Origin of the sequence: Pedobacter aquatilis, assembly GCF_030409415.1 — a bacterium.
GTDB classification, from domain to species: Bacteria; Bacteroidota; Bacteroidia; order Sphingobacteriales; family Sphingobacteriaceae; genus Pedobacter; species Pedobacter aquatilis.
In genome coordinates, this window is sequence record NZ_JAUFPW010000013.1 from 1 (window position 1) to 18190 (window position 18190).

The following is an 18190-nucleotide window of genomic DNA, read 5'->3' on the forward strand; positions in this document are numbered from 1 at the left end:
TGTCGATTCCTGAAAATGCTATACACTAAAATCAGTGTATGGAAATAAAAGAAACAGAGTTTATCTATTCCGCCCGGAGTAGTAAACAGCAGAAGTTTGACAAACGTTTAATCGCCCATATTGTTGAGTTATCTGAAAAAGGAGTTCCCCGTAGGGATCTGCTCTCAGAGTATGGCATGAACAGCTGCACCCTATCAGAATGGATAAAAAAATATGGTTCTCGTGGATCCAGGCCCAAGACTTATACTACGGCTGAAAAACGTTCTGTTGTACGTGCTGTAGAATCCGGGATGAGCGTTAAGCAGGCACAAATTGCATTTAACATTTCTTACCCAAGTGTAATACGGGGGTGGATAAAGAAATTTAAGTTAGAAAATGCCGAACTTAGTGCCTGCAAACCTATAGAAGTGGCAAAAAAAATTACAGAAACTTCAGAAGAACTGGAACTGAAAGCTTTGAAAAAGGCTTTGGAAGAAGCTAATTTGAAGATTAGAGCCCTTGATACCATGATTGATATTGCTGAAGAGCAGCTTAAAATTGATATTAGAAAAAAGTCTGGTGCCAGGCAGTCATCAAAATGAAACAGGACTTTCCCAAATTTGGGATCAGGTTGCTGTGCAGACTGTTTGGCAGAACAAGACATGCTTATTACGATCATCAATGGAGACAGCAGGATCTGGGCCTGAAAGATGAGATTGTATTGCAGCATGTGATGGATATCCGTAAGAAACAAAACAGGATAGGCACTTTAAAACTGCACCATATCCTGCAACAACCATTAAAAGAACATGGGATCAAAATCGGCCGGGACTACCTTTTTGAGCTGATGCGCGAACATGGACTGCATGTGAGGACCCGTAAAAGAAAAGCGGTAACCACCAACTCAAGGCATTGGATGCACAAGTACAATAATCTAATTAAGAAACTGCTTATTAACGGGCCTGAGCAGGTATGGGTAAGTGATATCACCTACGTCCAGCTTGGAAAACAATGGGGATACCTGAGTTTGATTACCGACGCCTATTCCAAGAAGATAATGGGTTGGGCGCTCAGGAAAGATTTAGCAGCCCAAGGTTGCATAGATGCCCTGAAAATGGCTTTAACTGAGCGTAAATATCCACAAAATAGCCTTATCCACCATTCCGACAGAGGGTCACAATATTGCAGTAAAGGTTATATTGAAATACTTAACAACGCTTGTATTGCCGTTAGCATGACTGAAAATGGAGATCCTTATGAAAACGCAATAGCAGAACGGGTGAACGGTATACTTAAGACCGAGTTTAACCTATATGGTGCACAAGCAGGATTGAGGGAAACAACAAAAAAAATCAGGGATAACATTATAACCTACAATCAATTAAGACCGCATGCCAGCTGTGATTACCTAACACCTGAACAGGCACATCTTAAAAAGGGTGAACTAAAAAAAAGATGGAAGCCAAAAAAATATAAACTTAATCAAAATACAACTTGTATAACCAAATCAGAAATACCAAATTTGTGTGTATAGTCAATTCAAAATTAAATCATTAACCTGTATAGCTATAACAGGATAAGACAAGCCACCATAATAATCCACATCAATTTCTTATAAGTCCGACTCAAATCCGTATCTAGTCCGTGTTAAGTCCGTATTTCGGCTATACCTGCTTGCAGCTTGATCCTACTATGCTTTGGGGCTCCTTGCATCATACTTCGGTATTAGGAAACGAATGCTTAAGTAATTATGCAGTCTTAGCAGTGCGGTAGGGTAATAAAAGGGTAAAGCGGAGGTAAAGATTAGGTAATATTGAAGCGATTGTATCTTTAACTTGGATGGAAGATAGGCTCTGTTAATCGTTATTAACGGGATATTTTGCAAATTCGAAGTGAATAGCTTCGGCGGATGGTAAACCAGTTGATAGCCAAAATATTAAAAGAATATTCCAGAAAAATCTATCAAGTCCTTAATTACCTTAATGATAAAATCTTCCAGCAACTCCCTTCTCCTTGTAAGCTTCCCCATTTAAAAAGCGGAATAAAGGGAAGATGACCACGGTTGCTGAAAATCAACCTCGTTACCTGTCCCGAGCATTCGGGAATGAAGAGTTGTAGAGTAATAAACAATTGAACAATAAAACGCATCGCTATCTGCACCCTGCTTACTGGCCTAGGAGATAATGGAGAGAGAAAAGGATAAAGTTTTTGTAGCAACTTTAATTAAAACCACAGCTCAAGACATCGCACACGCTGCGATTTTTCATCGCAGCTTGTGATGCCGAAAAGAAACTTTATTCCTTTTATCCGACATCAGATCCACATGTCCCGAGTATTCGGGAAGCCTTGATGTTATGCCTAATTGTGTATGTTTTTAATGGTAGGCATGAGCTCGCAGAAATGCTCGGTTTTGTTTCTTTTGTATCAAGACAAAAGAAAGAGCCCTCAGCGGCGAGCCGAAGCAAGCCTGTAAAGCAGAAAATTACGAAACAGATTGCTTCGTACCTCGCAATGACGGCCTTAGGCCCCTATTAGAGTAGTAGTGAGCACCGAAAGGACTATAAGCAAATAATACTTTTGCTATAGCCACCCTGCTATCCGGCATAGCAGATTTTGGAAGCAGAAAGCAAGAGAATACTTGCAATAACCTTAACCTAACGAATGAACAAGGAGATTTGAAGCCTCAAGGACAAAAGCCNTTGTTCGGACTGAATTGTCACAAGTCCGAACAAACTCCGAACAAACTCCGAACTAACATCGAATTAACTCCGTCTTAACACTTAATCTTTTAAGTTCTAAAGATTATTGTTGTAATAAATTCGGTTTCTTCCTTGGTCGTATTTTCATCATCAATTGAATACGATTTTATTCCCAAAATCTTCAGTTCATCAATTACATCAATCAAATCTTTGTACCTCGATTTTTGGGTTGGCTTGATGATTACAATCATAAATTTATTCGGATTATTCTTGTGGAGTTTAGCGATATCCTTTTTGATTGTTGTAATTACATTTCCAATTGCACTCACTTTTTCCACTTTTAAATTCGCCTTATCCGTTTCCCCGAGATAGTACGCTGCTTTGTTATTATTCCCAAGCAATATTGTCATGGTTCTGGATGCCGGGTACGGTTCACTAATCTTTGATGGAATTGGTTTACTTACATCTGCCGCTTGCAGTTCTGACAAAGATGTTGTGAGCATAAAAAAGTGGTGAGCAGAAACATCAAATCGACCATTGCCGTTAAATCTACTCTTGGTGCTGTTTTTTTGGTTCTTCTGCCAGAAGCCTTGCCTCCGTTAGAAATTTCTTGTGTTGCCATAATTTAGGTTTTTCTTTAAGGATGACAACACAAGCATTATTTCATAAAAAAGGCGATTAAAAAATCGCCTTTCACTTATACATTAAAGTATTTTATTTGGATAGCTCTATAACACCACAACCAACCCTGGGACCAGAATTTCCAGTTGGTTGTGTTACGTAATCATCGGTTCCACCGTGAACAATTATCCCTCTACCAATAATATTTTTTACATCCCCATCTTTTATGTTCCATCTATCTGTTGTTACCGATACAGAACCATGTCCTTTATCATCTAAAACAATATTTCCAATATCACCAGAATGATATGCCGCAGAACCCCATTTGCCATGGTTTTCTTTTGTTGGATTCCAATGTCCATGTGTATTTTCGCCCATATTACTACAGTCGCCGTGTTCATGAAAATGTACGGCTACATTACTATCAGCCCTGCTGGCAAAATTAATTTCCAAATCCATCTTGATTTGACCATCACTCAGCTCATAAAATTTGGCTGTACCGATTGTTTTGGAATTATCTGCCGTTTCTGATAAAGTTGCGCTTGCAATCTGTTTTTCGGTTTTAGTGCATGCGCTTAAAAAGGCTAAGCCTGCAATTGATAATGTTAGGATATATTTTTTCATGTATCTAATGTTTTATTCCTTTAATTAACAACCTGAATATCATTTGGTTTTATAATTGAAACATTTAGGCAAAACCATTTCTCAACCCACTTGTTTAACTATTAATAAAAACTAAAAACTATGGAACAGCCAATTGCAATGAACACTTTGAGCCAGATTTTGGAGAAATTGAGGCTGAAAGGAAGAGATAACGAATTAAAAATGACCGACCATGGCAAAATGCAAAGCCAAAGAGGTAAAATTTATAAACCAGAAAACTTAACAATTGTAAAAACATACCGCTTTGAAGGGGATTCAGACCCAGGCGACAGCTCAGTGCTTTACATAACTGAAGACTCGGACAAAGAAATCGGCTATATTTTAGATGCTTATGGTATTTATTCGGATAATATAGGCTCTAGCTTTGATGATTTCTTGAAGAAGATACCCACAGCAGACCGAGATGAGCAAGAGTTATTCTGTTAGCAAAATACATAACTATAACAACAAGAAATGGGCACGAGCAATCGTGCCTTTTTCTATTAATGGAAATTTTTATCTTTAAAATTTATGGTTCTATTAGTTAATCATCTACATTTTGAAAGTATTCAATATCGTTTTCTCCTTAATTTTTATTCTATCAGCAGCATTACAATATAACGATCCCGACCCTTATATCTGGGTTCCAATTTATCTTTACGGGGCATGGTTTTGCTTTCAAGCATTCAGAAGAAAATATTACCCAAAGGCTTATTTAGCAGGCATTATAATTTACGCTATTTATGCACTTTACCTTTGGTTTGATAATAGCGGTGTTATGAGTTGGTATAGTGAACACAATGCAGAAAATATTGTTCAAAGCATGAAAGCTACCAAGCCATGGATTGAAGAAACAAGGGAATTTGGTGGACTTTTACTTTTAATTATTGCTTTAGGTATAAACTATGTTGTTTACAGAAAGCATTCTTCTATTCGGCTTTAGACAAAAGTTTGTGCTCTATTTTATCTACCCAAGAAGTTTATTTGTTTAAAAGACTAACAGCATAAGCAAGCATTACGAATGCGAAAATTGCAACTAAAAACGTTGCCATAATTTTATTGTTCGCCTCTATCTGGCGATTTGTTCTTCCTTGGTCCATGAAATAGAGATTTTTAAGAGTTAAGGAAGATTTTTGAAAGCGTATATCAGCCTGCACTCGATGGATATTAACTCAAATTTCATCACATTGTTTTGAAAAAAAGTATATAATCGAAGAAAGTCGATAATGTATTGCAATAAGTAGATAAAGTTAGGTTTACACACTAAATCTATATTTGACATCTAGCTAAAACAGATCTATCTATCTAAATCATCAAAACTTTTCAATTTAAAAAGGGTTATCAATAACAATAAATTAAGGTAATCATTGAAAAATAAAAATATAGCCATTTTAGGCGGCGGACCAAGCGGATTATTTATGCTCAAAAGATTAATTGAAGCCGGCGAAACCGACTTCACCATCGATATTTTTGAGAAAAATACGCAGTTAGGTGCCGGGATGCCCTACAGTACCTTAGGTGCTAATACAGAACATATTACCAACGTGTCTGGCAATGAAATCCCTGAAATGGTTACTACAGTAGCCGAATGGATTGGAACGCTACCTGCTGAAACACTAAGCAGATTTAAAATAAATCCTGAGGAATATAACGATTACAAAGTTATGCCCAGACTGCTTTTTGGTTTGTACCTTCAGAACCAGTTTGAGCTTCTATTAGATATCGCCAGACAAAAAGGCATTGAAGTAAAGGTATTCTTAAAAACAGAGGTATTGGATATCATTGATGTACCAGAGCGTAAAAAAGTAACGATTAAAACTGAAGCAACACCAGCAGGAGAATATGATTATCTAATGATTTGCACTGGCCATATCTGGCCAAAAAAACACGAAGGTAAAATAGAGGGTTATTTTGATTCGCCTTACCCACCTTCTAAACTTGATCTTAAGACCAATCATCCCGTTGCGATAAAAGGATCATCTTTGACGGCTATTGATGCGATAAGAACGCTTGCAAGGAGTAATGGAGCCTTCAGCACCGATAAAAGCGGAAAATTATCATTCAAAACCGCTGAGGATTGCCCGGAATTTAAAATGGTGATGCATTCAAGAAACGGTATGCTGCCTGCGGTAAGGTTTCATTTGGAAGATCCACATTTATTAAAAGATGCGACCTTAAGTAAAGCAGAAGTTGAAGCCAATATGCGTTTAAACAATGGATTTCTATCTCTTGATTATGTATTCGACCAGAATTTTAAGCAGTTGTTCAGAGAGAAAGAACCAGCATTTTATGAAAAAATTAAAGATTTACAAATAGAGGAATTTGTAGATATGGTAATGGATTTACGTGAAAAAATTGACCCTTTTTTACTACTAAAGGCAGAATATGCTGAAGCAGAAAAATCTATAAAAAGACAAGAATCGGTTTATTGGAAAGAATTACTTGCTGTACTCAGCTTTGCGATGAACTACCCTGCAAAACATTTTTCAGCAGAAGATATGTTGCGCTTAAAACGCAGCTTAATGCCATTAATTTCAATTGTAATTGCATTTGTACCCCAAAGCTCTGTTGAGGAAATGCTCGCCCTTCATGATGCAGGAGTACTCAGCATGGTGGCCGTAGATGCAGAAAGCCAAGTTAAACCAAATACCAATGGAGGTATAAATTATATATATCGTGATGAAGCGGGTGCCGAGAAAAATGTTTACTTTAAAACCTTTGTTAATTGCGTTGGCCAGCCGCATTTATGGTATCGCGATTTTACTTACCAAAGCCTGATAAAACAAAGGGTGGTTAGCGCTGCAAAGCTGAAATTTAAAAGTGAGCAGGCAGCCTTAGCCGAACTTAAAAATGAAAACGAGGAAGTAAGTCAATTTGCGGGGGATTATTATTTAAGCGTACCTGGTTTGAGCATTAACGATAACTTTCAATTGTTGGACAGTTACGGCGCATTAAATGAAAGGATTTACATCATGGCAGTACCTTACATTGCTGGCTTCAATCCCGATTATTCGGGTTTGGATTTCGGTGAAAAAGCATCGTCTATAATCATTGAAAGCCTTATAAAAAATTAGCATTAAATAGCCACTATTAAATCTGGCTATCTCATTTAAATATAAAATATGACGGAAATACTTAAACCAAAATTATTTATGTTGTTGCTAGGCTCAAAAGCACCAAAAAGAAATGTAGAGCAACACGATTACTTCTTCGGAATTGCAACCTCCGTTAAAGCATTGGTTCCAAAGATTAAATCATTCTGGCCTGAAGCTGGTTCGAGCATACATATTGATGGTTGGCGAGAAGTAAATCAAGTTGATGGCTACGAAATTAAAGTTATACCACGTAGCGAAAATACCGAAGCCAACAATCATAAGTTATTTTTCATTAACCTGGGTGGCTATCAATCAAATAAATTAGAAGAGCAACATTACGCCGTGCTCACCGTTCAGCAAGATAAAGCACAAGCCATTCAAGATGCGAAGAAAACCATTTTCTTTAAGCAGAATACCATTAAAGGTGCAACCTCTCATATAGATGATAAATACGGCATTGATGTAGATGATATTTATCGCGTGGATGATATATTAGATATTGACCAGAAAGAAAGTTACCAATTGCAAATTACACCCACCACAAACTTAATAGAAGATGAAATTCGTTTAGGGTATTTTAAATTGGATAAGTTGTAGGGGTAAATAAAATTCAGAGTAGATTTACAATGGTAGTGATTTAAGAATAAAGCCAATTCCACATAATAAACATACAATTATTGTACCCCAGCCTTGAACGTATAATGTTTGCGTAGGGCCTTCCCAATTATTTTTTTCTGATGAAGGGCCTTTTTCAATTCCCCTAAAGATTAAATATCCTACAACAAGAAAAACTACTCCCATAAAAAAATAATTCCAATCCATGTATTAACTAATTTAGCTATGTCTTTACTGGATTACCTGGTAACCCCAATTTAAAACGTCCAAGCGCTATGCTTAAAATTTCGAATGGTGAGCTAATCTCTAAAATAAAGTGTAATAAAAAAGAAAACTATCGGAAATACTAAGGCTATTATTGTTGTTATTATGCTAACAGTTTTTTGTTTCTCTGATTCATTTTCAAACTCTATTATAATTGATTTATGAAAGCCTTTCTTGTTCATAAAATAAGTCAGCAAAAAATGTAATGGTACGTAAAAAAGTAGTGGCCACAAATAAGCAATTGTACCTGGCTTAACTTCGGAAAACAATACTAATTCCCTATCTAACAACACACTAATAACATTTAATACCCAAAAGACCATGAAAGTTATCATTGAAAAAACACACAAGAAACCGACACTAAAGGAATTGCCCTTTCATTATCAAAATAACTGTAAAGCCTAAAATAAATATTTCTTATAATTTTCATGTCTGATAGTAATCTTCAATATGAAGATATGCTGAACGCTTTCTTTAAATTTTATAAGTATAATAAAAATAGAAAATAATCATGAAATCCTTAGAAACAAAAAATAAAAGCCTTAACTTTTTCAAGTTAAGGCTTTTGTTGCGGAATGGACGGGACTCGAACCCGCGACCTCCTGCGTGACAGGCAGGCATTCTAACCAGCTGAACTACCACTCCTTTTTGTTTACTTTTTAAAAGTTTAAACCTCTTTCCCCTTTCGAGGTTGCAAATATAGGCACAAAATCTATACTTGCAAATTTTTTTTTAAAATAATTATAACGCCTTAATTAACAGCACCTTCTTGCATCTTCTCTGCATTCTCTGCAAATTGCAAAGCATCAATCACCTCTTGAATTGCGCCATCCATGATGGTTGGAAGGTTATAAAGCGTCAATCCGATGCGATGTTCAGTTACTCTACCTTGCGGATAATTGTAAGTTCTAATCTTCGCAGAACGGTCGCCGGTTGATACCATAGTTTTACGTCTTGCAGCAATATCGCCATTCTTTTTCTGTACTTCAATATCATAAAGCTTACTGCGAAGCATTTCCATCGCAATAATACGGTTACCCAATTGCGAACGCTCCTGCTGGCAAACCACTACAATACCCGAAGGCTTGTGCGTTAGCTGAACCTTTGTTTCAACCTTGTTTACATTCTGCCCACCTGCACCACCTGAGCGTGAGGTTTGCAACTCAATATCTGCCGGGTTAATGTACAAATCAATTTCTTCTGCCTCTGGCAAAACTGCTACAGATGCTGCAGAAGTATGCACACGCCCCTGAGTTTCCGTATCAGGCACACGTTGTACACGGTGTACGCCACTTTCATACTTTAGCTGACCATAAACATCATCACCACTAACTTTCAAAATAACCTCTTTATAACCACCAGCAGTTCCTTCCGTTACATCAACGGTTTCAACTTTCCAGCCTTTGGTTTCAAAAAAGCGGGTGTACATTCTGTATAAATCGCCGGCAAAGAGTGCAGCTTCATCACCACCTGTTCCACCTCTAATCTCAAAAACAGCATTTTTAGCATCTTCAGGGTCTTTCGGAATTAACATTAAACGAATGTTACTCTCCATAGATTCTTGTTGTTCAAGCAATAAATCAAGTTCTTCCTTAGCCATTTCACGCATTTCTGCATCTTTTTCCACCGCTAAAATTTCTTTATTCGCCTCAATATTGCTCATTACATTTTTGTAGATTTTATATTCATCTACAATCTTGCCTAAATCTTTATATTCTTTATTTAAAGCTGCAAAACGTTTCATATCCTGAATCACATCCGGATTACTTAATTGCTCCTCTACATCTTCCCAACGCAGCTTTATTGCCTCTAATTTATCTAACATATTATTCTTCAATTTATAAAGAAATGCAAAAATAAGTAAAAAAAGCCGAATGGGCTAAGCAGATAAAATAAAGGGTGTTTTAAAATAATTTGAAAATGAATGTTTAACACTTTTGGCGGTCGAAAGCCCTGCTGTTGCTTATAGTCCTCGTTCGTTCCTCACTCCGGGCTATTTAGCGCCATCAGGTTTATTAATAACGATTTGTGCTACCGAAAAGCAAAACCGTAAATCAATAGCCCCGATTTAGCGAAAATACTTTTTTGTTGCACGAAAGATAAGATTACCACATCTTTACTTCTCGCAATAAACATAAATTGGAGCAGTACAGAAGTTTAAAAAGATTGTAGCGAGAGCGGGAATGCTTGAAACCGAAGCACCACAGGTTTTGCGCTTCAAAAAATTAATCAATTAATCTTCCCTGAAATATTTAAGTTCCAGATTCACACCATCAAACACGCCATAAGAATTGTATTTTAACCACTCGCCAATATTTACATAACGACTATTGTTTCCAAGGTTAATATCCATTGGTAAATGCCTATGGCCATAAATGAAATAATCGAAATGCGCTTTCTTCAAGATTTCCTTTGAGTAAACCGCAAGCCATTCGTAATTATCGCCGAAGAAAACTTCATCTGTACCGGCTCGCTTTTTACTATGCCCACTCCAGGCATTGGCTATACCAATACCTAAGTTTGGATGCAGGCGGGCAAAAAGCCACTGACAAAGCGGGCTTCTGAAAATTTTACGCAGAAACTTATATTTCTTATCGCCAGGCCCTAAGCCATCGCCGTGGTGCAGGTAAAACTTCTTACCATTTCTTTCCAGTATCATTTCATCACTGATAATTTCCATGCCTAATTCTTCGGTAAAATAATTTCTTACCCACATATCGTGGTTACCTTTAAAGAAATAGATTTTGATCCCAGCATCAGCCATTGCGACCAGTTTGCCTTGAAAACGAATAAAACCTTTCGGGATTACCTTTTCATATTCAAACCAGAAATCGAATATATCGCCCATTAAAAATAACTCGCTGCAAGTTGGTTCAATAAAGTTTAGCCAGGCTACAATGCGATCTTCTCGTTTGCGGCTCTCGGCATAATTTGGAGCACCTAAATGAAAATCTGAAGCAAAATAAATATTCTTTGTCATGAGCATGCCAAAGGTAAGGGAAAAAGCGGAAAGCCAAAAGCTAAAGGCGGAATGCTAAAAGGATAAAACTTTAAGATGTATAATCATAAGTACAAAATAATTTATATACTACAAAAACTATAGACCAATTATAATTTGATTAAAATACCTTAAAGAATTTATTTTTTGTTTTTACTATAGATAGAGCATATAAAATATTGAATACGATGAGCTTAGCAAATTATCTGGAATATTTCTAAATAAGGAAAAAGATTGTGGTTTATTTTGTAACTTTGCGTCAAATTTTTTCGAATGATCTCTACTGATATAGCCGTAATTGGCGCTGGTCCGGTTGGTTTATTTGCCATTTTCGAAGCCGGTTTATTAAAAATGCGTTGTCATTTAATTGATTACCTTCCGCAAGTTGGTGGTCAGCTTTCTGAAATTTACCCAAAGAAACCGATTTATGATATTCCGGGTTACCCATCGGTATTGGCGCAAGAACTTATAGATAATTTGATGGAGCAGGCAAAACCTTTCCATCCAACTTTTACTTTGGGCGAACGTATTGAAGGTTTGGAAAAACGCGGCGAAGCCGATTTCGTTTTAACAACCAACATGGGGACGGTTATCGAAGCTAAGGTTGTGGTTATTGCTGGTGGTTTAGGTTGTTTTGAACCTCGTAAACCTGCTGTAGAGAATTTAGTAAACTTCGAAAACGGTAAAGGTGTGAATTACATGATTTTGGACCCGGAGAAATACCGCGACCAGAAAATGGTAATTGCAGGCGGTGGCGATTCGGCGTTAGACTGGACAATTTACCTGGCTGAAGTTTGTTCTGAATTAACTTTGGTACACAGAAGCGAGAGTTTCCGTGGTGCGCCAGATTCGGTTGCGAAGGTTATGGCATTAGCGGAAAGCGGAAAAATCAATTTGATTTTAAACAGCAATTTGCAAGCCGTACACGGAACAGACAAACTGGAGCAAGTAGAAATTGTACAAAACCGTACAATGGAAAAAACTGTAGTAGAAGCCGACCATTTAATTCCTTTATTCGGTTTAAGCCCTAAATTAGGTCCGATTGAAGAATGGAACTTAAACATTAGCAAAAGTGCAATTGAAGTAAATACCGATGATTATTCGACAAACATTCCGGGTATTTACGCTATTGGTGACATTAATACTTACACAAATAAGTTAAAGCTAATTCTTTGTGGTTTCCACGAAGCGGCATTGATGAGCCATAGTGCTTATTCGTACATGAACCCAGGTGTAAAATACACCATGAAATATACAACTGTAAACGGAGTTTCTGAATTTTAAGCAATTATTTATATTTGCCAATATAAGTAAGCAGCGAAGAAATGGAAAACAATATTACAATATATATGGAAGAACCGGATGGTTCTGTTACACCTCACGAAGCACCAACCGATATGGGGCTGAGTTTGATGGAGTTTTTAAAGGCATCTGAATATGATATTTTAGCCACATGCGGCGGAATGGCCCTTTGCGCAACTTGTTGTGTTGATGTTTTAGAGGGCGAAGAAAAGCTTAATGAAATGACGGATGATGAATATGCAATGTTAGATACCTTGCCAGATTTATTACCTAACTCTCGTTTAGCCTGCCAATTACAGCTCAATAATAATATGGATGGATTGAAAGTTAAACTTCACGGTGTGAGTTAATTTCAACTCTTTGATATTACTATTTGGATTTGTATTGTCTTAGCCAGACATGCTTTTTTCTTTTTGCCGTCAAAAAGAAACAAAAAACGTCGCCTTAAAATTTTTGTTTTGAAGTCCCTGCTTTGGCTTGAACTGTACAACCCCAAAAATTTATTAGGCCGGATTTAAGTAGAATGTAGGTTTTATGCTATGGCTTTACATAGCGCCGTCAGCTTGAATTAATAAGTAGCTTTTTGATACAGCTAATGAGATGCTGAAATAAATTCAGCATGACGATCGCGTTAAAGACTATCTAATTTCTATTCTCTTTTTATCTACATTCCAGCCGTAAACTTCAATTGCGTTCTTTTCGTCACCAGTATATTCTACCGTAACAGTTTTACTTTCACCAGGTAAAATGCTAATGTAATTATCAGAATAAAATGCTGGTAAAATTCTTTCCCCTGTTACGCTATTTGTTAAAGCTATTCTATTAAAAAATGCTACCGGATTACCTTTATCGTTGCTTAAAATTACCTCAACTTTTCCTTTTGATTTCTGTGTGGCTGTTATGTTCACCGGAGTGATTTTCATTTTTTGCAAGCCTGTATATTCACCATTCTTTCCGGGCAACCAGTAAAAATTATCACTCAATACTTTCTTCTCAGTATTTAAAATCTGAAGGGATACAAAAACACCTTCTTTTTTATCTAGTTTCTCTAAGAAAGAATTTAAAGGAAAAAACCTCCTAACCGATGATGGCCCGATGCTATTGAATACTTGAGAATAGAAATATTCCTTTCCATCCATATCAAAAGCACTTGCCTTTATCATTAAATTATCAAGGTTTTTAAAACCATTATTTACAACTGTTACCATGCTATCTAATGGATTCATCATAATATGCAATGGCTCGCTACCTTTACGTAAACCGTATAAACAGGCATTTGGATCGAGGTAATAATCATACATTTGGCCGCGTAAGGCTGTCCAGGGGTTTTGTGTTTTCCAGATAATTGAACCGGTGTACCAATCCCACATTTTGTTAGAAAACCCTTCCATTAAAGCCCGGTATTGATCATAATTAACCAATTGCGCCTTCATAGCAAAATCTTCAGCATTTTTAGCTTTTCCGTAAGGATTTATATGCTCATCGTAACCGATGTACTTATGGTAATCCCACACAGAATCTGGCTTGCTTTTAAACTGCGGTGCAATCATATTTTCCTTCGGGATAAACCTTTCTAAAGAAACATAATCGCCAACCCCTACCGAACCAACCTCTGAGTTGTATGGAAAAGTTTGATTTGCCCAAAAGGTTTTAGTATTCTGAATACCATAAGGTCCATCGCCATTACCACCTAAAGCGTTAAACGACATTTCGTCGCTGTTTGAAAAATCGAATAAAATTCTTGTGCCATCTAAGCGAGGTAAAATATCATTTTTTAAAGGCTGTAAAATATCTTCTGGTGGTGTAATTTCGTTACCTCCGCACCAAAATGCCAGTGAAGCATGGTTGCGAATCATCTTTATCTGATCTTCCATTGCTGTTAGCACCAGATTATGGTTATCAGGATATTTTCTTCTTGTCCATTGGTCTTCCTTTTTCATTGGGTCTACCCAACGACCGTTACAATCGCCGCTAAACCAAAAATCCTGAAATACCAGCAAACCGTATTTATCACAGGCATTGTAAAATTCTGGTCTTTCAATTAATGCACCGCCCCAAATACGTATAAGGTTCAGGTTCATATCTTTATGGTAACGAACTTCTGCATCGTATCTGGCATCGCTAAAGCGTAACATTGCATCAGAAATTATCCAGTTGCCACCTTTAATAAAAATCTTTTGCCCGTTAACATAAGCACCCATACTTTTAGTATGTTCATTCCAGATGTTATCAATCTGACGGATACCAACATTAAGATTTTCCTGGTCAAAAACTTGATTATTAGCTAAAAATTTAACCTGCATATTGTACAGGTTTTGCGCTCCATAGCCACTTGGCCACCAAAGTTTTGGGTTCTCTAGTGTTAAATTAGGCAGAACAATTTCCATTTGCTTATTTGCTGCAATAACCACTTGCTTTGAAATAGTTTTACCGCCGATTACATATTGTAATGTTCCGCTAATCGGTTTTTCAGTTGGGTTTTCAACTTCTACGGTTACCTTAATGGTTGCTGGCTGCTGTTTGCCTTCTGGTAATCTTTTACCTGGTAATATAGTTACCACATGTGGATTTGAAATGTTGATTGCCTTAGTTTTCTCGATGGTAACTTTATCCCAAATACCTGTATTGCGGTCACGAATAGGCTGAATCCAATCCCAGCCAGCGGTATATTGCGTGGTTAAGCCTTTGGCTATTGTACCATCGCCGCCCTGACCGCCATTCGCATTACCCGGATGATCTGGTGGATAAACAATTACAGCCAATCTATTTTTACCATTTGCAGCCAATAATTTTGTAATGTTAAATTGCTGACGAAGGTGCATACCCTCATAAACCTGTGCATTAACTTTTTTGCCATTCAGGAAAATTTCTGCTCTATAGTTTATACCACGAAATTGAAGCCAAACCTGTTCGTTACTTAAAGCCTTTTCGGTGAAATCTTTAACAAACCAATAGGTATAATAGTCGTTTCCGGTTTTATAGATGTCTTGAATTTTTTCATTATTCATCCCATAAAATGGGTCGGGTACTTTCTTGTTGTTAAGCAATGTGGTAAGTACCGTTCCAGGAACGGTTGCGGGCATCCAGCCAGAAGTAACGAAGTTTTCTTTTGAAATTTGTATTCCGTTGGCATTAATTTCTTTAACATTAGCGCAAAACCAACCCGAATTTAGTTCATAACGTTGTTGTGCTTTTGAAGTAAAAGCAGCAAGAATTAAAAGGTATGTTAAAATTTTCTTCATAATTATTTATCTATTTTGTCTTAGCCAGACAGGCTTATTTCTTTTTGACGTCAAAAAGAAACAAAAAACGCCGGCTGAAAATTTTTCTATTCAAGTCAGTGGATTGGATTTGACTGTGCGCACCGAAAAATTTGTTAGGCCGGATTAAAGCAGAACGAAGATGCGCTGCTTTGGCTTAGCTAAATGTTAAATGCACAATACTAAACAAATTCAATACTCTAATAATATAATACATTGGGTTTCTCATCCGATGAAACACAAACTTCAATGATAAACCTGATAGAACGGAAATACTTTTTGTTTTTTAGCCTGAGCGAAGCGAAAGGCAACAAAAAGATTGCAGAGATAGCAGGACTGCTGACCGCCAAAAGCTTTGGTGATCATTTTCTAAAATAAAAATTACTTACCCGAAACTGGTCTATCGGCAGGTTTTACACCCCAGGTTTTAGATGGTTTGTTGCCCATATAAATATCCATATTCCCGCCAGCCATTATAGTTTTGTGCAACAAGAAGGATTTATTGTAAGCCTTTCCATTTAACACAATTTTTTGAATGTATTTATTTTCAGCGCTGTTGTTAACCACTTTTACATCAAAAGCCTTGTTGCTACCAAGTTCTATTCTGGCATTTTTTACCAAAGGTGTACCAAAAACATAGGCACCATTTGCCGGGTTTACCGGATAAAACCCAAGCGACGAAAACACGTACCAGGCGCTCATTTGGCCTACATCTTCGTTTCCGCACAAACCATCAGGTTTTGCCGTATAAAATTCACGGTCAATTTTTCTGATTAAATCTGCTGTTTTCCAAGGCTGACCTGCATAAGCATATAAATACGGAATGTGGTGACCAGGTTCGTTCCCTTGTGCATAATTGCCAATTAGGCCAGAAATATCTGGAGAACTTCCTGCATCTAAGCCCGGCGGCACGATGAACAGCGAATCTAACTTGTTCAAAAATGGTTTGTCGCCACCAAAAAGTTTTATCAAACCTTCTACATCTTGTGGTACCAGCCAAGTGTACTGCCATGCGTTACCTTCGGTATAATCATCGCCACGGTGTTTTGCCGCAACCGGACTAAAAGGCGAGCGCCATTTGCCATCTTCAGTTTTGCCACGCATAAATTGAACGTCTTTATCAAAATACTCTTTATAAAGTTGCGCTCTTTTTGAAAAGTATTTGTAATCTTCGGTTTTGTTTAATGCCTTTGCCATCATAGCGATACAATAATCGTCTATAGCGTATTCAAGTGCTTTTGCAACAGATTCCTCTACTTTACCTGATGGGATAAACTTTAACTGCTGAATGTATTCGATACCGTTTGTTTTTTGCAAAGCAGATTGTTTTACCGCTTGATAAGCCAGGTTTACATCAAAACCACGATAGCCCTTCAAATATGCATCTACAATAACCGGAACGGCATGGTAACCAACCATTGTATTGGTTTCGCTGCCCATTAAATGCCAAACCGGAAGCTTGCCTTGCTGTTTGTAAATGGCAAGCATGGTATTTACAACATCGCTTATTTTATCTTGGTGGATGATGGTGAATAGTGGATTTGCCGCACGGTAGGTATCCCAAAGGGAGAAGGTAGTAAGGTTGTTAAACGAAGCATTTTTGTAAACCTGTTTATCGGTTCCTAAGTAATCTTTATTTACATCATTATACAAAGATGGCGCAACCATTGTGTGGTAAAGTGCGGTGTAAAAAATCTTTTTCGTGTTATCTGTAGCATCAATTTTAATCTTTGATAATGCAGCATTCCATTTTGCATCTGCGGCCTTTACAGTCGAAGCAAAATCCCAACCAGGTAATTCTGTTTTTAGGTTTAGTATGGCGTTTTCAATGCTCACCGGAGATAAGGCTACTTTAATTTGAAGCTCCTGATTATTTAAGGAAGCAAATTCTACCGCAGCCTTAAGTTTAACGCCTTTTAAAGATTTGCCACTTTTTACTGCTGTACTATCATAAAGAATTAAATTTTTAATGGGTTGAGATAACTTTATTACAAAATATAAACGCTGATCGTTTGCCCAACCTTTTGAATTTCTATGGCCAACAATTGTAGTTTCATCAACTTGTTTTAGTGAAGATTCAACTGGGGCATCCCAACCAATGCCTTCAATTAAATCGATAATGATGTGCGGATTTTGTGCATTTTTTTCAAATGAATATTTATGAAAGCCAACACGTTCAGTTGAAGTTAATTCTGCCTTAATTGCATATTTATCTAATAAAACACTATAATAACCTGCTTTTGCAACTTCGTTGTTGTGCGAAAATTTTGAAAGGTAACCATCGCCATCTGCAGTTTTGCCTTTATCCATAATTAATTTACCAGTTGCGGGCATGATGGAAACATCACCTAAATCGCCAATACCAGTCCCACTTAAATGCGTATGAGCAAAGCCTGTAATGGTGTTACTTACATAGTTATAACCGCTGCACCAATCCCAACCTTCCATAATGTTGTTTGGCCCCAATTGTACCGCACCGAAAGGCACATTTGCACCTACAAAAACGTGTCCGTGTTTGGCTGAGCCAATTAACGGATCGACAAATTGTGCTAAATTATTTTTTTGTTGAGCGAAGGTTTGGAAGCCCAAAAGCACTAAAAGAATTAAGCTTAGTTTTTTAAATTGCATTATGGTTTGATTTTGTTATGCTAAAACAGAAACTAAAACGTTTTACCTATTTCTATCCTATATTGATTTCTTGCCTAAGGTAAATAT

The 18190-nt window shown here is 37.1% G+C and carries 16 protein-coding genes and 1 tRNA gene; 8 read left to right on the forward strand and 9 right to left on the reverse strand.

Features of this window, described 5'->3' with window-relative positions; all coding sequences use genetic code 11:
- Window positions 1-38: 38 nt before the first annotated feature.
- The gene (locus tag QWY86_RS07405) at window positions 39-581 is read left to right on the forward strand and encodes a helix-turn-helix domain-containing protein (protein ID WP_290240395.1); all 543 of its coding nucleotides are present in this window, start codon (window positions 39-41) and stop codon (window positions 579-581) included.
- Complete coding sequence (locus tag QWY86_RS07410) at window positions 578-1513, forward strand: IS3 family transposase (RefSeq protein WP_290240397.1); 936 nt, start codon at window positions 578-580, stop codon at window positions 1511-1513. The genes QWY86_RS07405 and QWY86_RS07410 overlap by 4 nt, the downstream gene beginning before the upstream one ends.
- Window positions 1514-2767: 1254 nt before the next feature.
- On the opposite strand, the gene QWY86_RS07415 is transcribed toward QWY86_RS07410, so the two are convergent.
- The 3 genes from QWY86_RS07415 to QWY86_RS07425 form a co-directional block, all read right to left on the reverse strand.
- Window positions 2768-3181: an ExbD/TolR family protein gene (locus QWY86_RS07415; RefSeq protein WP_290240399.1), complete on the reverse strand. Its 414-nt coding sequence runs from the start codon at window positions 3179-3181 to the stop codon at window positions 2768-2770.
- The gene (locus QWY86_RS07420; RefSeq protein ID WP_290240401.1) at window positions 3139-3300 is read right to left on the reverse strand and encodes an ExbD/TolR family protein; all 162 of its coding nucleotides are present in this window, start codon (window positions 3298-3300) and stop codon (window positions 3139-3141) included. The genes QWY86_RS07415 and QWY86_RS07420 overlap by 43 nt, the downstream gene beginning before the upstream one ends.
- Window positions 3301-3392: 92 nt before the next feature.
- Window positions 3393-3923 (reverse strand): superoxide dismutase family protein, encoded by a 531-nt coding sequence (locus QWY86_RS07425; RefSeq protein WP_290240403.1) that lies wholly within the window; start codon window positions 3921-3923, stop codon window positions 3393-3395.
- 120 nt (window positions 3924-4043) lie between these two features.
- On the opposite strand from QWY86_RS07425, the gene QWY86_RS07430 reads away from it, so the two are divergent.
- From QWY86_RS07430 to QWY86_RS07445, 4 genes are all read left to right on the forward strand, one after another.
- Window positions 4044-4388, forward strand: coding sequence for a hypothetical protein (locus tag QWY86_RS07430; protein WP_290240405.1), 345 nt, complete (start codon window positions 4044-4046; stop codon window positions 4386-4388).
- 112 nt (window positions 4389-4500) lie between these two features.
- A complete protein-coding gene (locus QWY86_RS07435; protein WP_290240407.1) occupies window positions 4501-4884 on the forward strand; it encodes a transmembrane 220 family protein in 384 nt (127 codons plus the stop codon).
- Window positions 4885-5308: 424 nt separating this feature from the next.
- The gene (locus QWY86_RS07440) at window positions 5309-7015 is read left to right on the forward strand and encodes an FAD/NAD(P)-binding protein (RefSeq protein WP_290240409.1); all 1707 of its coding nucleotides are present in this window, start codon (window positions 5309-5311) and stop codon (window positions 7013-7015) included.
- A gap of 48 nt (window positions 7016-7063) precedes the next feature.
- A complete protein-coding gene (locus QWY86_RS07445) occupies window positions 7064-7633 on the forward strand; it encodes a DUF1543 domain-containing protein (RefSeq protein ID WP_290240411.1) in 570 nt (189 codons plus the stop codon).
- Between the two features lie 24 nt (window positions 7634-7657).
- On the opposite strand, the gene QWY86_RS07450 is transcribed toward QWY86_RS07445, so the two are convergent.
- From QWY86_RS07450 to QWY86_RS07465, 4 genes are all read right to left on the reverse strand, one after another.
- Window positions 7658-7858 (reverse strand): DUF1206 domain-containing protein, encoded by a 201-nt coding sequence (locus tag QWY86_RS07450; protein WP_290240413.1) that lies wholly within the window; start codon window positions 7856-7858, stop codon window positions 7658-7660.
- Between the two features lie 628 nt (window positions 7859-8486).
- Window positions 8487-8560, reverse strand: a tRNA-Asp gene (locus tag QWY86_RS07455).
- 106 nt (window positions 8561-8666) lie between these two features.
- On the reverse strand, window positions 8667-9740 hold the full coding sequence (prfA, locus tag QWY86_RS07460) for a peptide chain release factor 1 (protein ID WP_290240416.1): 1074 nt from the start codon (window positions 9738-9740) through the stop codon (window positions 8667-8669).
- Window positions 9741-10148: 408 nt separating this feature from the next.
- Complete coding sequence (locus QWY86_RS07465; RefSeq protein WP_290240418.1) at window positions 10149-10895, reverse strand: UDP-2,3-diacylglucosamine diphosphatase; 747 nt, start codon at window positions 10893-10895, stop codon at window positions 10149-10151.
- A gap of 291 nt (window positions 10896-11186) precedes the next feature.
- Between QWY86_RS07465 and QWY86_RS07470 the strand changes: the two genes are divergently transcribed.
- Together QWY86_RS07470 and QWY86_RS07475 are read left to right on the forward strand one after the other, a co-directional pair.
- Window positions 11187-12197: an NAD(P)/FAD-dependent oxidoreductase gene (locus QWY86_RS07470; protein WP_290240420.1), complete on the forward strand. Its 1011-nt coding sequence runs from the start codon at window positions 11187-11189 to the stop codon at window positions 12195-12197.
- A 41-nt stretch (window positions 12198-12238) separates the two neighbouring features.
- The gene (locus QWY86_RS07475; RefSeq protein WP_290240422.1) at window positions 12239-12565 is read left to right on the forward strand and encodes a 2Fe-2S iron-sulfur cluster-binding protein; all 327 of its coding nucleotides are present in this window, start codon (window positions 12239-12241) and stop codon (window positions 12563-12565) included.
- A 288-nt stretch (window positions 12566-12853) separates the two neighbouring features.
- Here the strand turns inward: QWY86_RS07475 and QWY86_RS07480 are convergent, their stop codons facing one another.
- Window positions 12854-15457, reverse strand: coding sequence for a glycoside hydrolase family 2 protein (locus tag QWY86_RS07480; RefSeq protein WP_290240424.1), 2604 nt, complete (start codon window positions 15455-15457; stop codon window positions 12854-12856).
- Window positions 15458-15856: 399 nt separating this feature from the next.
- Window positions 15857-18103 carry a GH92 family glycosyl hydrolase gene (locus tag QWY86_RS07485; RefSeq protein WP_290240426.1) on the reverse strand — a complete coding sequence of 749 codons (2247 nt, stop codon included), beginning with the start codon at window positions 18101-18103 and terminating at the stop codon, window positions 15857-15859.
- Between the last annotated feature and the right edge of the window lie 87 nt (window positions 18104-18190).